This is a genomic window from Massilia consociata (genome assembly GCF_042432755.1).
In the GTDB taxonomy this organism is placed as follows: Bacteria; Pseudomonadota; Gammaproteobacteria; order Burkholderiales; family Burkholderiaceae_D; genus Telluria; species Telluria consociata.
This window is the reverse complement of sequence record NZ_JBHLWP010000009.1, coordinates 362,041-377,105: the sequence shown is the minus strand read 5'-3', so window position 1 is coordinate 377,105 and position 15,065 is coordinate 362,041. Positions and strand designations below refer to the sequence as shown.

Annotated in this window: 13 protein-coding genes; 10 read left to right on the top strand and 3 right to left on the bottom strand. The window is 57.8% G+C overall.

The window, feature by feature from the left end:
- The first annotated feature begins 9 nt into the window (after window positions 1–9).
- The 7 genes from ACFFJK_RS08710 to ACFFJK_RS08680 all read left to right on the top strand — a co-directional run bounded on the left by ACFFJK_RS08710 (window position 10) and on the right by ACFFJK_RS08680 (window position 9,882).
- Window positions 10–2,283, top strand: coding sequence for a Tle3 family T6SS lipase effector (locus tag ACFFJK_RS08710; protein WP_379678776.1), 2,274 nt, complete (start codon window positions 10–12; stop codon window positions 2,281–2,283).
- Complete coding sequence (locus ACFFJK_RS08705; RefSeq protein WP_277477793.1) at window positions 2,280–4,103, top strand: type VI lipase adapter Tla3 domain-containing protein; 1,824 nt, start codon at window positions 2,280–2,282, stop codon at window positions 4,101–4,103. The genes ACFFJK_RS08710 and ACFFJK_RS08705 overlap by 4 nt, the downstream gene beginning before the upstream one ends.
- Window positions 4,104–4,550 carry a PAAR domain-containing protein gene (locus ACFFJK_RS08700; protein WP_379678775.1) on the top strand — a complete coding sequence of 149 codons (447 nt, stop codon included), beginning with the start codon at window positions 4,104–4,106 and terminating at the stop codon, window positions 4,548–4,550.
- Between the two features lie 278 nt (window positions 4,551–4,828).
- The gene (locus ACFFJK_RS08695; protein ID WP_277477789.1) at window positions 4,829–6,466 is read left to right on the top strand and encodes an SAVED domain-containing protein; all 1,638 of its coding nucleotides are present in this window, start codon (window positions 4,829–4,831) and stop codon (window positions 6,464–6,466) included.
- A 12-nt stretch (window positions 6,467–6,478) separates the two neighbouring features.
- A complete protein-coding gene (locus ACFFJK_RS08690) occupies window positions 6,479–7,726 on the top strand; it encodes a nucleotidyltransferase domain-containing protein (RefSeq protein ID WP_277477787.1) in 1,248 nt (415 codons plus the stop codon).
- 12 nt (window positions 7,727–7,738) lie between these two features.
- The gene (locus tag ACFFJK_RS08685) at window positions 7,739–9,400 is read left to right on the top strand and encodes a HesA/MoeB/ThiF family protein (protein WP_379678774.1); all 1,662 of its coding nucleotides are present in this window, start codon (window positions 7,739–7,741) and stop codon (window positions 9,398–9,400) included.
- Window positions 9,397–9,882, top strand: coding sequence for a Mov34/MPN/PAD-1 family protein (locus ACFFJK_RS08680; protein ID WP_277477782.1), 486 nt, complete (start codon window positions 9,397–9,399; stop codon window positions 9,880–9,882). Before ACFFJK_RS08685 ends, ACFFJK_RS08680 begins: the two co-directional genes overlap by 4 nt.
- A 3-nt stretch (window positions 9,883–9,885) precedes the next feature.
- Here the strand turns inward: ACFFJK_RS08680 and ACFFJK_RS08675 are convergent, their stop codons facing one another.
- Together ACFFJK_RS08675 and ACFFJK_RS08670 are read right to left on the bottom strand one after the other, a co-directional pair.
- Window positions 9,886–10,632, bottom strand: a complete 747-nt coding sequence (locus ACFFJK_RS08675) for a hypothetical protein (RefSeq protein WP_277477780.1) — start codon at window positions 10,630–10,632, stop codon at window positions 9,886–9,888.
- Window positions 10,633–10,648: 16 nt separating this feature from the next.
- A complete protein-coding gene (locus ACFFJK_RS08670; RefSeq protein ID WP_277477778.1) occupies window positions 10,649–10,915 on the bottom strand; it encodes a hypothetical protein in 267 nt (88 codons plus the stop codon).
- A gap of 373 nt (window positions 10,916–11,288) precedes the next feature.
- Between ACFFJK_RS08670 and ACFFJK_RS22980 the strand changes: the two genes are divergently transcribed.
- The gene (locus ACFFJK_RS22980; RefSeq protein WP_512700279.1) at window positions 11,289–11,666 is read left to right on the top strand and encodes a CppA family protein; all 378 of its coding nucleotides are present in this window, start codon (window positions 11,289–11,291) and stop codon (window positions 11,664–11,666) included.
- Window positions 11,667–12,185: 519 nt separating this feature from the next.
- On the opposite strand, the gene ACFFJK_RS08665 is transcribed toward ACFFJK_RS22980, so the two are convergent.
- Complete coding sequence (locus tag ACFFJK_RS08665; RefSeq protein ID WP_258829620.1) at window positions 12,186–12,422, bottom strand: hypothetical protein; 237 nt, start codon at window positions 12,420–12,422, stop codon at window positions 12,186–12,188.
- A 363-nt stretch (window positions 12,423–12,785) separates the two neighbouring features.
- Between ACFFJK_RS08665 and ACFFJK_RS08660 the strand changes: the two genes are divergently transcribed.
- Window positions 12,786–13,853, top strand: coding sequence for a DNA-binding protein (locus tag ACFFJK_RS08660; RefSeq protein WP_379678773.1), 1,068 nt, complete (start codon window positions 12,786–12,788; stop codon window positions 13,851–13,853).
- A 200-nt stretch (window positions 13,854–14,053) separates the two neighbouring features.
- The gene (locus ACFFJK_RS08655) at window positions 14,054–15,040 is read left to right on the top strand and encodes an ATP-binding protein (RefSeq protein WP_277477772.1); all 987 of its coding nucleotides are present in this window, start codon (window positions 14,054–14,056) and stop codon (window positions 15,038–15,040) included.
- Window positions 15,041–15,065 lie beyond the last annotated feature (25 nt).

Genomic DNA, 15,065 nt, shown 5'->3' with positions numbered 1-15,065 from the left:
GGAGAAGACATGGCGGAGAAGCCCTATCCGAAGATCGAGTATGTCGTCAAACGCGAGAGCGCTGTTCTCCAGTGCAGCCGCGTCAGGGACAAAGTGATTGAAGTACCGCGTGAACTGCCCGGCAACATCATCCTTGTTCATGGCGTCAACGATGTTGGCATGGGCTACAGCGCGGCGGAGAAGGGCATCTGCGCCGGCCTGCAAGACCGACTGTTCCGCTACTTCAAGCCCGCTGAATACAGGCTCCCGACCAAGACGGACAAGCAGAAACTGGAACAAGATCCCGACGACGTATTCTTCAAGCGCAAACCGACACCGGACACCGATAGCCCAGTGATCCCGTTTTACTGGGGCTACAGGGAACTTCACCTCGAGACAAGGACTGTCAACGGCCAGAAGACTGACCGCTACGGTACCCGTCTCGACAAGGACCTGACCAAGGGAGGCGGCCCATTCGGCAACGCGACCGCGACCTTGCCGGACATGTGGAACCGCGGCGTCTACGCCGCCGGCGACCCGGTAGGGGACGCGCTCAGGCCAATCAAGACCGGGCCAGGGCGCATGTACATGGTACTGGCCGCAATGCGCCTTGCAGCCCTGATCAGCATGATCCGCAAGTTCGAGCTGAAGGACACGGTCAGCATCGTCGCACACAGTCAAGGCTGCCTGCTGAGCCTTCTCGCGCAAGCTCTTCTGATGGAGCGAGGCGAACGTACGGCCGACACCTTGATCCTGACCCATCCGCCTTACAGTCTGGAAGAGGAAATGAGCCTCATGATGAAGGGCTTGACCTTCTTCCGTGGCGGGAAGGATGCGGCGATGACTGAGGCCGACTATGAGTTGCTCGATGGTCGCCAGAGCATGCACGCCAGGCTGCAGACGCTGGTGAACATCGTGGCCGGCGTGGCGAAATCCAAGGCGGGCGCTCCAGCCTTTTCGAAGATCAACGAGAGTGACAACGGTGGCATGGTTGCCAGTTGCTGGCAACCTGAAGGGGACCGTGACAACCGCGGGAAGGTGTACCTCTACTTCTGCCCCGAAGACATGACGGTCGCCCTGGATAACATGCGCGGCATCGGTTGGCAGGGGGTGCCCGACTATCTCCACACCGTCTCATTGAAGCCGCAGGTTCAATCCGGCTACGCGGTGAGCAAGGCCGGCTATCAGCCCCGGCACACAATCGTGACCCGCAAGCCTATGGACGAAATTGGGACCAGCTTCTTTCAAAGGGTGTTTACTGCGAAACTTCGGCTTGATCCACACACCGGGAAAACCGTTCCGGTACTGATAGGACAATCACCGCACGATTTCGCGCTATGCGTCAAGGACGAAGACGGCCATGCACACGTCGCAGCGAGCGCGCGGAGTTTGCGCGAAAAGCTCCCGGTCGCCACGTGGCCAATCAACCAGACAGACAAACCCGAGGCGCAGAGGTGGGGTATCCGCCGGATCAACGGCGAGCCGCTGCATCCACCGTACAAGGCCGACCTGCGGGGCAACCAGATAGCACCGGACATGATTCCGGCCAGCTCGCGTCTGGCCCAGGCTCCGTTGAACAAGAGGGGGCCGAGCGAGGAAGTCGATCCGATAACCGCCGCCATCGCCGTTACCGCGACCAGCGGCATGGACACCAACCTGGAAGAGCTGTCGCCCGCCGTGGCCGCTGCATGCGTTGATACCAAGCCTGGAAGGTTATCGAAGCTGGAGTGCCAACGGATGCAAGCAGTCTACAACGAAGCGAAGCATCCAAATGACGCTAGTCCGGATAACAGCTACACCATTCTCAGTGCCAGCCGCAGGAAGGACGGTACCGTGGTGGCATATGTGATGGAAAGTCCCAACGCCGCGCGCAAGCGTTGGCAGCACGAGCTGGGCGAGAAGTCATTCCATAGCGCGATTTACGACAGCCCGGCGAACCACCGCAATGTGACCGCTTATGACGTCGCAATCGGCAGTGGCAAGGCGTCCAGTCATCCGCAGTTCCATGCCTATCTGTGCGCCGTGGCGGACTGGCGGCTGAAGAAGCCAGCAAAGACAAAATATGACAAAGGCCGCATAGGAGTCCTCACCTGGGACAAGTTCATGGCGAAATATGGCGCTTACTACGAATGCGAGTCCGACTGGCGCCTGCAGATCATCAAGGGCAACGTCGACTACTACAGCGACGGCACGCTTCCGAAATGTCTGCCGGTCCTGACGGGCGGGTTGTGGGAGATAGTGGTTTCGGAAACGACCACGGGCATGCGCGTGGGCCAGGCGATTCCCCGGAAGGGACAAGCATGAACAGCTACGCGCTCCCGGATCCAGGGGAACTTAGACGACCGAAAGCTTGGAAGTACGTCTTTGGCGCAGTGGTAATGTTTCCGTTTCTATTTGTACTGTGGGTTGCGTTTGATTACTTCGTGCTGCATCCGGAGCTTGCTAATGTTGAGGTGGAGACGACGATGGACAGAATACGCTGGTTCGGCGTGCCCTTGCTGCTAATCGTTGTCCTATTCGGAGGCAAATGGATCAAGGACTCATTCGCCGCGAACGCGCGCGAGCATGACTGGCACCAAAAGACGCAGCAGCTAAAGGAGCAGGAAGCTGCCGCGCGCACCGAGAAGGCTAGCCGCGAATATGTGCTCGAGGTGCTGGGCTTGGGGGTCACCTACGAGAAGTACCGGCAGGGCAAGTTGTGGGATGCACTTCAACAAGGGAGTCCGTACACCAGCATTCGGGAAAGCGACCCGAAGAAGTATGAGTGGGCAGATACCGACAAAATCGGCAATTCGGGGAGCCGCGCATTGGACGCGCTGGAGAACGGCGTCGAACCGTCTCCGATGTTCTGGGGTGTCCCGAGCATGTATGCAGGCGGCCCGATTGACAACCCGGCTCAGCAGCCAAGCGAAATCGAGCCAATGGCGGGATTGGCTGCCAGCGCTATAGGCACGGGCATGGCTTGGCACCTGTTCGTGACCGGACCCTGGCAGCTTAGCGAACGTCCGGACCAGCTGCTGGAGCAGGCATTCGCGCTCTTCGACAAATACCCCGATCTGCCCTACGTTGTCTTGCTGTCTAACGATGACATGGATTCGCGCGACAGCACTCGCCCCCCTGGCACCCCGACGCTAATCAAGGACGGCTACTACATTCCCGAGCGGCCGGATGCGACCGCCGTGTTCGTGCTGGCGCGGCGCGAGCGGGTGGAGCCGCTGCGGCCCTACGTGTGGGACGATCCGGACAGCGCCTACCTGCAAGAGAATCTGCGACGTATGTACTTCAAACTTCAGGGGGACGTCCCTAGGCCCGAGAAACCGGACGATGTCGAGAAGTTCAACGACGACCGCCAACCATTGATATCGGAATGGCTACAAGCGGCGGCAGCCTTCGCCACGCGCCCGGTCTTCGAAAAAAAGGACGGCAGTCCGCTGCTCGACGCATTCAAGCGCTGGGCCAACCATCCCCCGAAGGACTGGAAGCCCACGCCATGGTTTCCGCTTCCGTGGAACCGCGAGCAAATGAAGGCGTTCGACAACCTGCCGTCGCTGGGCTTCATCCACCGCCCGGTTTTCGTCAAGTTTGAGGATGAGCACGGCCAGCCAGTGTCGCGGCGCGACGCTCGCCAGAAGCTGCTGGAAAACGGCTGGCACAAGGCCTTGCAAACCCTGTCGGACGATGAGCGCGCGAAAGGACCGGCGAGGATTATCGCCGCCTTCGACAACATCGTCGACCACCTGGTGGCGATGGAAGGCGTATTGCATCAGTACGCGGCGCAGGGCGGACCGGAAATCGACACCGGCAAGACTGCCCAGTTCATCAACACGGACAGAAGACTGGGCAACACGGGGGCGGCAAGCTTCTTCATGCAGATGGCGATCGGCGTCATGGGCAGTTACATCGACGGTGGACCGTCGGCCGCCATCAACTTGCGTGACCCGACCGGGGCCACCATTGTCTTCATCAGCCCGCCGACCGTGCAACGGCGCAAGGCCCAGGAGCACTGGAACGTGTTCAAGCACCAAGTCAAGCCCTCGATCGATCCCGAGAACTACAGATCGCCAACGGTTGGTGAAGTCTTGGGGAACGACGAAGCACGAGCCACGCAACAGAGAGAACAATGAATGCGCAACGTTATCCGGTTAGGCGACGCCACCTCACACGGCGGTAAGGTAGTCAGCAGCAGTGCCACCCACTTCAAGATCCACGGCGTACCGGTAGCGTGCGTGGGAGACGCCTGCAGTTGCCCGATCCCTGGACACAGCGAATGTACGATTGCGACTGGATCGCCTCATCACCTCATCAACGGCAAGCAACTCGCCTTCGACGGCTTAGCTGCGGTGCGAAGCTCATTTCCAGTTTCAGGGTCTTCAGTACGGCGAAATAGAGGCCGCACGAGAAGCAGCGTAGGGACGATAAGTCTCGTAGCCGCCAAAGGACCTCCGCGACCCCGCGGCCTTTCATCTCAGACCAACGCAGGGCTCGCGTCGTTCTCTACATGGATGCAGCCTTCCCGGCCGTTCTCGGTCCACACCCACCGCGCCGTCGCCGTCCGCCAGTCACAAGGCTGAACGAAAGGCAGCACTGCGTCGTGTCTTTAAACTGTACAACCATACAGTTTTTCTTTGTCTCCGGTAGAAATTAAGTTAAAGTAGCGCATAATCAATACGTACTAGATCTAGTGTCGTTGCAAATTGCGGCACTAGATATGGCACTTCCGCGTGCTGAGTCCCTTCCTGCGTAGCGGTTTGCTAGTTTCAAAATGGCAAGACAGAGGTACGCTTGGCGTAGGGATTTCGGAGGGTTTTTTGTTAAGCATCACACGTCCGCTAAATGCGTTGGAGAAATGATGAGGTTAGCAACTCCCTCTTTCCAGAACAATTTTACGAACACGACTGTTGCCGCCGAACCAAGTCGGCCGTCGAGTGTGACGGCGAGAATGCTTAGCGATAGCGATGCAAATGAATGGCTGAAGCGCAGCCATAGGGAACAGCACGTTGTTACGATGGTGTATGCGAAGCACCGGTGTGCGTTTTATAGCGACGGCTCCCCCTTCGAGCTGTATCCGGCAGACCCAGAGGGAGACTCCAAGAAAACACTTCAACTTATTGCACGGGCAGGGCGTTTGCGCCGGCTGGAACTGTCCGAAGCCGTCTTGCGAGACGCAATCAAGCCTGAGGCTGGCTGGAGTCACGCAGCATTCAGTGCAGACGAGGCCGACATCAAGCACTGGCTGAAGGCACGGGCAGCAATGTTCGACATTGGGCGAGGTAAGCCACTTTCTGCCCCCGGCAGCCGACGGGTCTGGCATGATGCTGCCGGACGATGTATGTTCCGTGGATGTGGGATGGACCTGGGCAGAACATCGTTGACGACAGCATCTGCCGCTGTCGGGTATTTGGCCCATATTGTCGCAGCTGATCCAGATGGGCCGCGTGGCTGCAATACCGATTCGTACCGTTTATCGGACGACCCGGAGAACGTCATGCTCATGTGCGATGAGCACCATCGCCTGATCGACCGGATCGATCCGGATGGATTTTCGGTTTCGCTGCTACGCGAGATGCGCCGGGAACACGTGGATATGGTCCGGCGGTCTCTTGATTGCCTGACGTACCCGCGCTCGAAGGCGATGGCGATATTGGCCAATGTCGCAGGCGTGTGGTCACAGGCCTCGGAACGAGACATTCGCCAAGCCATGTTGGAACGTGGTCTTGCTTCCCTGCCGTCAGTCCGTTATCCATTAAGGCGCACGCAGCGAGATGATCGCACTCAGCCGGATTTCTGGCGGCATTTACTGCATGAGCATGCGCTGGAACTGGACGCGTTCATGCGAGAACTTATCGCTCACCGCGAGCAGGACGATTACGCCGAGGTACTGTCCGTCTTCCCGCTGCACTCGATGCCCCTGCTGTTGCTGACAGGCCGGATGGTCGGCGAGGCCAGGAAGGTCGAGGTGTTCCAGTATCACCGTCATCGTGGTACGTGGGGTTGGGATAGCGCTGTGAGGCCCAAGCCAGCAGGCGAATTCTATTTGGAGGGGGAGAGCCGTGTCGGCTCGACGGAAGCATTGCTCTCGATTGAGTTGACCGCTTCGCTGGATGAGCAGGCGCTTCCTTCGCACCTGCAGGAGGCGGTGCGCCAGAACACCGTTCCCTGGATCCGTTTGCGTGCCACAGCTCCGAATAACGCGTGCATTGGCCATCCTGACGATCTCGAGCAGTTTACCGCGATTGCCCGTCAAGCGGTTGCTGTCCTCCAGGACAGTATGCGCGTCGCAAAAGTACACCTGATTCCGGTAGCTCCGGCCAGTACGCTCTTTCGCTTCGGCCAGCTTCTACAGCCCGGACATCACTGCAAATACATCATCCATGACCGGCCGCACCACGCCGCATCGTTCATGCCGGCTCTGATCATCGAAGGCCAACAGGCCACCGATGCTTTGGCGCCCGGCAGTGGTCGAACTACCAGCATTCAGTTGCGCTAACAGGAGAACTCAATGTCCACAACTAAGTTTAGCCTGCTCGTCGAGTCGGCATCACAGTCCCGCAACGATTCGCTTGAGAAGGCATTCCGCCAGTACGGTACAGATGTGTTCGATGTCTGGGCCAGGGAGCTCGATGTCGTGAACAAGCACATTACGGTCGATCCGGCCCTGGTGGGGGAAGCGGCAACGAGTTACGAAGATCTGGGGAAGCTCCTTGTCGATCGCCTGCGCTGGCCAGCGGACGCTATCATAATCGCGCCTCAAGGATCCACGAACACAAAGACCTTAGTACGGGCTCCGACGGCAGAGCGATTTGACGTGGACGCAGTTTGCGAAGTTGACCTGTCGCGGGTAGAGGCACAGGACCCAATGCAGTTCTTTGAAGACGTTGGAGCTGCGCTCGAAGGTCATGAGCCGCAAGAGAAGAGCCGGTGCTGGCGTATCAACTTCCCGAACAAGGGATATTACATCGACTTTACTCCCTCGGTGCCCCTGGCAAAGATACCACTTGGCCAGCGTGGTGATGTTCAGTACCGGCCCGAAACCGGCTACGAAGCGACCGCGTTGGCAGTAGTTGATCGGCCTTCTGGAAAGTGGAAAACCTCGAATCCGGCCGGCTTCGCGGCATGGGTGAACGAACAGGCACGACGTCAGCTTCTCGTTCAGCCTCTCCAAAAGGCAGAGGCCATGGCCCAGCGCGCGGACATCCGGCCTGTCCCATCCCAGGAGGTGCCGCTGTCGGATACCTTGCGTGTAGCGATCCGTCTGTTCAAACGTCACCGCTGCATGGCTGTTCGCCGCGGGCATATCACGGCCGAATTCAAACCTATCTCGGTCATCATCGTGACGCTCCTGACGCAGTGTTACGCCGGCCTCGCCGACCGGCATCGCCTCTACAACCATCCAGTCGAGCTTCTTGCGGACCTTGCGGTGCTGCTGCCTGCGATGGTCGAATGCCATAACGGTCAGTATGTCGTCGCCAACCCGACAGTTCACGGCGAGAACTTCGCCGAGCGCTGGAATACCGATGAAGGGCAACGTGCACAAGCATTCAAGAACTGGTGCAGATTGCTGGTCACGGACTTGACATACATTCTCGGAGCATCCGAACCAGCAGAGGTCCGCAAGCGAGTCCAGAAGACTTTTGGGTGCGAAGGGGCGTCCTTTCCAAATGCGGCAACGCAGGGAATATTCACTGGGCTTGCGCCCGCACAGCCGCGACAGGTTCAACCGATTCGCCCAGGTCGGGGCCTCGCCTAAATTGAGTTGTACGTGACCAGTCCCTTCGATCATTTCTTGAAAAGCCATCCGCTTCTGCTGGCGGAGACGAGGACGGCGGGCACACGTAGCGAGCGTAAATTTGCGCTCGCGCTGCCTGCGATGCCGGCCGACCGTGCTTTCGCAGGTGCATGGTTAGTATTGCCCGCAAATTTTCCTGAGGCCCGAGCGCGCATTCAGCTTTCGAAAGACGCCGTCTTACGTGTTCCTCACATCGATTCTGCTGCAGACTTGTGCTTTTCCGGCGATGCCGGTCCAGCTAGCGGCGCGTCTCCGGAAGAGCGGGTGGGCGCCATGCTGTATCTTTTTGAGCAGGAATTTCTGATCCCTTGGCTGTCTGGAAGGCTCGACGGGGATTTTGAAAAGGAGACAGCAAATTATTGGTCAATACACGTCAGCCGGATGGCGTCGGACGTCGATGCAGTAAGGCGGGTTTATACCTTTGCAGTGCGCCATAGTGAGCCCCGCGTTCTCATTGCGCGGTTGGTGCAACCTTCGCGCGCGCTCATTGTGAATGACGACGAGGCGCTGGCATCGCGTTTCGTGGCATCGCTCGGCCCGCGTGCCACTGAAGTGTCGAACGCTGTCGTTGCGGACGTGCCGATCGACTACCCGTACACCCCAGCGACATGGCCCGCAACTCTGGCCGACGTTAACCTTTTGCTCGAGAGCCGCCTGACCCCGGCCCAGTATCACCAGTTCGAGAAGATAAGCAAGCGCCGCACCTTGCACCGTGTCGTCCTTTTAAGGGCTCTGACATGCACATACGCGTTTCTGCTACCTGGCGGGCCGCCAACGCGTGTTGTCAAGCACAAGACGAAGCGTGCCTATCCTACACTCCGTCTTCTGCCTTTGGGGGTGGAGCGGATGGATCCCTCCTGGACTTGCGGACGCGCGCAGCATCCGCAAGTATCAAATCGACAGCAATCCCACGTACTTGTCCTTGGGGCTGGTTCTCTTGGCAGCGCTGTTATCGACCTGCTCGCTCGCAGTGGAGTAGGAAAAATCACGATAGTTGACCCGGACTACCTTTCCTCTCCCAATATCGGACGACATCTGCTTGGCGCCGACATGTTGGGCTGCCCAAAGGCCAAAAGCGTGGCCACGCACGTCGGCCGCTCGGTTCCATCGTGCCAGTTGAGTGGAACGAGCGACTCTGCGGAAGCATGGCTTCAACGTTCCACACTCGCTGAAGTCAGTGTGGTCCTGGACTTTACCGGCGAGCCAGAAGTGAGGTCAGCTCTTGAGTCCGCGAGACTGGTGCATCCTCGCCATCTGCTGATCGGTTGGTTCGAGCCGTACGTCGCTGCCGCACATGCATGCGTGCTGAAGGACACTGACTACTGGCTCAACGGCCTGCCAGATCGTCTGTTGGGGTATCAGGCCGTCGACTGGCCCGATACCGTCATACAGAATGAACCAGGTTGCAGCAGCCAGTTCCAGAGCTATACGCCTGTGCAAGCCAACTATGGCATTGCTCTCGTTGCAGAGACAGCACTGCAGCTAATCGATGGCACTGTATCGAGGTCCCATGTGCGCAGTTGGGTACGAGGACAGCGCTTCCTCGACGCACAACTTCCCAGCTTGAAGCTCCGTGATTGGGCGCAGTCTGCAGCAGAACACGATGGCGTGCTGATCGAGAGAACATGGTCATGAGCAGCCGACTGTTTTATCTTCCGGATAATCACGGTTATGTCTTGTTCGACGGGCCTGTGCTTGCGCACATGTACGAGCATGCCCAAACGCGCTGGTTCCAACGTGAAGCAGGGGGACAACTGTTCAGTCCGACACCACAGGACACGGCCGTGATCATCTCGCATGCTACCGGGCCTTACACAAGCGATATGCGGCGTCGGCACGCATTCGTGCCCGATGCAAGACAGGCAACGGATGACAGGCATCGACATTTTCTGGAGCACCGTCACGCCGTGGGACTATGGCATACCCATCCAGAGGCCAATCCTACGCCCTCGGCACAAGACCGCGCGACGGCACAAGACTTCCTGAGCGAATTCGATGGCCATATGACCGGTTTCCTGCTTGTCATTCTTGGAAACAAGGGGCAACCATTCAACCTTGCTGTGTGGTTGGCGCAGATGAACAATCACTCGAACTGGGTCAGATTGCGCGAAGCCTGATCGTTAAACCTGCTCGATCAGCCCCAACTCGTCAAGAGCCCGCAGAGTGTTTTTCTTCGGCATGAAATGAACGTACTCTACGGCGAGAGCGAACAGGTACGGCGTCTTGTGCGCAAATTGCTCGTAGCACCTGGCTACGATGTCCTGGTTCGTGCCTGGAGCTGGACTTGCCTTGTATGCGGCCAGGCGCGAAGCAACGGTTGCTTTGTCCTTGAGCCACTGCCATCGAAGCACTGCTCGGCCTTCGTACGCGGCCACCGATGGATCATCGAAAACGTACACGAAGCTCGGTGGATCGAACCCAGCCTTACCGACTGGGCTCCGTTGACGAGAGGAGGGGTCTTCGCCGCCGGTAGCCGCTGGCGGAACCTCGTCATGCACTGCCGGACGATCGGCCTTGTTCTGGACCAGAGCTGGCCTGGTTTCGGCTAACGCCTCGAGTTCGAGCCTCCTGGCTTCCAACCGCCCGACAAACTCTGCGGTGTTCGTTGCAAGCAGCAGTCTCATGTCCTCATCCAGCCGGGTTGGCGAGCCCACGGAGCCGCCATAGTACGACTTCGCATCTTGCAGAACCCGGCCATACAGGCGCTGGAAACAGTTGCCTCCCAATACCTGGAACTGTGCACCGACCAGCAAGATGTGAATGCGGGCATAGACCGAATGCCCACATCCCTCGGCTTGGCAACGGACACGCCTGTCACGGTCGACCTCAACGACGTCAACGAGGTATGCGGACTTTGCTTCACCCATATTCAGTAGTGCCAGCTTAGGTCAGAACATTTCTTTCGACGCCCACCTTGTCGGATTCCATCTCAAGTTGTGCGCCGGCGGCCTTGTCAGCGGGGTCGCATGTGACCTCGACATCGATGTAGTCATCCTCGTCGACGAGCCTCACAAAATCTCGCCCAGAGGAACCGGCCTTCCAACGGAGTAGCGCAGTGAGTGCGTCTGTGCTCGCGCGGTTGCTACTCAGGAAAGCAGCGACCGAATTATTGGCTCTCGTGAAGCGGTACTTCACCTTAATCTTGTCCATGATTCGAACTATTCGTTACTGGCTTATCGGTCGGCCACAGCTGGCTGTGCGGCTGGCCCCATCAAAATATTACTCTACCATGGGTAACACGGACCTAAGACAACCTCTGGGCGCAGAATCTTTACTAGTGTACTTCGAGGCGTTGCCAGATGCGCGCGATCCGCCCCGCCGCGCGCCCGAACTTGCTGGTCTCCCATCAAATATCCGTCATTTGGGAGTGCGAAGATGGGTGGGAAAGACGACGCGATATTGCGATGCAACGACAGGGGAGGGAGGTCGCCACCGTGAGAGCTAATACGGTTACACGAGCGGCTAGAACCGTTGTCGAGCGAACTCCAGTAGTCGAAGAGCTGCCGCCAGATCGGTTCAATTAATGGTCGAGAACGACATGGGCCGTGCACTCCTATTCTGGCTCGTCAATCGGATCGGTGAAGCCAAGCTGCGAAAGAGCGTCGACAAGTCCCAAAACCGTTGGCCCGGACAACAGCCGTTCGTCTCGACACTATTGAAGTGGTACAACCTCAGAGTTCCGGTCGCCGTTTTCGCCCCGGTCCGCATTCCCGTGTACTGTTTCTATGTACTGTGCCGGCTGGACGGGACCGAGGTCAAGATCGGAATGACCGGTGGCCGACCCGCGTCTCGGCATTCACCTTGCCGTACCGTGCAGTCGCGGAGGTGTTCGACTTGGAGCGCAGCCGGGCATTCCTTGTGGGCGGCAGCAAGTCCGAAGCGTTGCGCAGGGAGAGTGTAATCAAAAAGCAGTTTGCCGCTTGGCGCGTAGACGTGCGATCGCGGGAGTGGTTCGATGGTGCCGTGACGGACGATGTACTGGCAACAGCCGCGTCATTTGATAACCGAAGCGCACTTGTACTGCAGACCCTCCGTGCTGCCATGGAGATCCAGGCAAGGGCAGGGCTAGAGAACCCGTGCAGGCCGGTACTGAGCTCTGTGAGACCAGTTGACAGGAGCGACCTGCAGTGATGCTTCGGCCTCACATTAGCAATAGGGCGCTGGTTTTGACCCGAGGCTTGGAGTCGCCAGCGAGCCTCGAGAATAACTGCGGCAGCCCACTCTAGCTTAATGCTCAAAACGGTTTGTCTAAGGCATAGCAGCCCGCCGGTACGACCTTTCTTCCGCGACGAATTCGACAGACTTGGAAGGTCGTTGTATGGACCTGGTGACCGATCTATCGACTGGGCGGTAGGGAATTTTCGGAAAGCTGCGCCGACTAAGTCTGTCGGCACAGCTCATGAAGCATGCCCCAGGCTACTTACTTCTGCTGAACGGGATAAACGAGCAACTGCCAACGGATGTCGCCGCTTTGCGGATTATGCTGCCTATGATTTTGGGGCGGCAAGATGTGGCCGCCCGCGATAGCAATCTCGTCGCCGCACGAGGTGCAGCGATAGATCCCTGGATGAGGCGCAGCGGTTCCGGGGGTATGCGTACCGTCGAAGGCCGCATCGTTAGTTTGCGTCAACCGTTGACCAAATTTGTACAGCGCCATACACATTCTCCACATCAAGTTAATGTTATTTAGAAACACATGAGCTGCGGAGCGACTCGTAGGAATCGTCCTACTTGATTATAGATCAGCGAACAGTCCTTAGCATAACCACCAGCTAAATAGGTATAGAGCTACCTTTCGCATTGTCAATTTGGACTCTACGTTGACTGCGCATACAACTAAGCACTTCCACATGAGAGCTGAGATTTGCGCTGCTGCCGGACGGAGAACAAACGGCGGGGCGAACCTCCCCCGCGTGGCAGCCGCCAGGTTTGACATTATAAGAATAATGTCATATTTCCGAGGTAGGGGATCGTAAATCTAATGTAATACGTAGTAATATTAGAACATACGGAGGGCCTTATGCCGGAGCAAAACGATCTAGACGCCGCATTGCAGGCGGATGTGGAAAAGCTGCGCGCGGAGCATCCGCGGACCCCTGACCTCTACAGGGAGGTATGCATCGTCATGTTTTTCCGGTACGGCGTTACACCGACCGCCAATAAGCTGTATCAGCTAGTTCGTAAAGGGAGCATGTCGGCCCCGACCGAGGCGCTGCGCGCTTTCTGGGCCGATCTACGCCGGTCGGGCAAGGTGGATCTGGGTCAACCTGATCTGCCTGTCGACTTGGCGCAGGCCGCCGGCGATCTGGTGTCAAAGCTCTGGAGCTCGGCCCGGACCGCGGCTGACCAGTCTCTTGACCAGTTTCGGCAGGCAGCAGTGCAAGAACGTGACTCGGCACTACAAGATAGACAGACTGTCCAGGATCAACTCGATAACGCCAATCGAGAACGGCAGATCCTCACCGCAAAACTGGAGACCGCTTTCCGAGAAAACGCGAACTTGCGTGAAGAGGCGGCCGTCAGTTTGGCGGCAACTGCCGAGATGAACGCAAGGCTTTCGGATGCTCTCCACGCTGTTTCGGAAGCGGAGCGGCGGCTTGAGGTAACGCGTATCCAACACGCTGAGGAGATCGAGCGGGTTACGGCGCGGATTGCGCACGCCGAGGAGCGCTTCGCTGCGTTGGAACACCGCGCCCTGGTCGAAATCGATCGCGAACGTACGACCGCAAACAAACTGGAGAAGGCTCTCGAGTCAGAGCGAAGCCTGTCTGCGACGTCAACGCAGCGACTCCAGTCCGAGCTGACGAATGCTCGGATCGAAGCGGCGAAGCAGGCCAGAGACTTTGCCGCGCTAGAAGAGAAGCTGAAAGCCGCAATCAATGAGAGGGACATTGCTCGAGACAAGGCCGAGCAATTGCAGGTCGCCATATCGGATTTGACTGGGCAGATCGCGGTCGAGCGGGCACGCGCGGAGATCCTTCGTGAACAGCTAAACCGCCGTCCCTCTGCGTCGGCACGCGCAGCAAAACCAAGTTCGGAGGGGAAAATTCGCATCACGCGCCGGGCTAAAGCAAAGCCAGCTGTATGACTGCGTCGTGGCAGGGTAAGAAGTAAGTAAGCTTCAAGCACTGTCCGCCTATCCTCATTGGAGGGCCGACCCGTCGCTCCGCTAAGAATCGTTGGTTTAACGCTGTCGAAGCGGCCACCTAACTGCAAGTCCAGGTTATCATCTGGTCAAGACCAGGCAGCTTTGTATTCGCTTCGCTTAGACATCTGAAAGGAAAGCGTATGACTGTTCTACAAGACAGCAACGGCCAAGGTGCCCCCCAGACGAATTCTTCAGTGCCGGAAGCGGATTCGACAACTCGCCCGATCGATTTCGAAAAACATCCTGTCCGCCTTCGCACGTACAGTTGTTCAACGCTGCAGGCGGAGGAATTGGCGGACCGTGTTGCCGCGTGGATTAACCAAGGTGTACAGCAGGCAGTCATATTTGGACCGCCCGGCATCGGCAAAACATATGCCATACGATATGTCACCGAACACCTACCTGCTAAATTTCCAGATGTTAGATTTTTGGAAGTGCACGCTGGGGCCGTCAGTGGCGCACCTGGGCGTGAGCGTCTTTTCCTAGAAAAACACGTTATGGAGCTGATCGAGCGGGCAGGCCAGCGCTCATTGGTCCTCTGGATTGACGAATCACAGTTATTGGATCCGACCACGGAAAATACGCTGCGCAACCTGCAGGACCGACTCAAGAACAACGGGATTCGATTACTTAGTGTCCTTGTTGGTCATCCGCGCGTACGAACTCTTAAACAAAAGCGTGTTGCATACGCAAGCGACTTCCCCACGTTCGTTCCCAGCGTACCAACGGAAGCGTTTGAGCTACACGGCATGCGTTCGATAACGGAAATCGAGCACTGCCTCAAGGCTTTCGACAACGACTGCTTTCCGCGCGATAGCGGCTGGTCTCATACCCGTTTTTTCTTACCTCAGGCTTATCTGAACGGCTTCCGTCTGGCAGCATACGCAGGCGACCTATGGCAGGAATTCGTCGAGGCAGATCGGACCACCGGCGCGGATACCAGGACAGAAGTGCCGATGTCCTATTTCGCTAAAACGATCGAACACGCCCTGAAGGAAGGCGCTGCGCGCGATGGCGAAAACATAATTATGGATCGCGAATTTTGGAAAAGAGCGGTGCACCAATCAGGTTGGGGCGAAAGATATGAGCTGCGCCATTTGGTAGGCGAATCTTACGCCCTTTGCTAGTGGCGATTGGTATCAATCCAGCGTC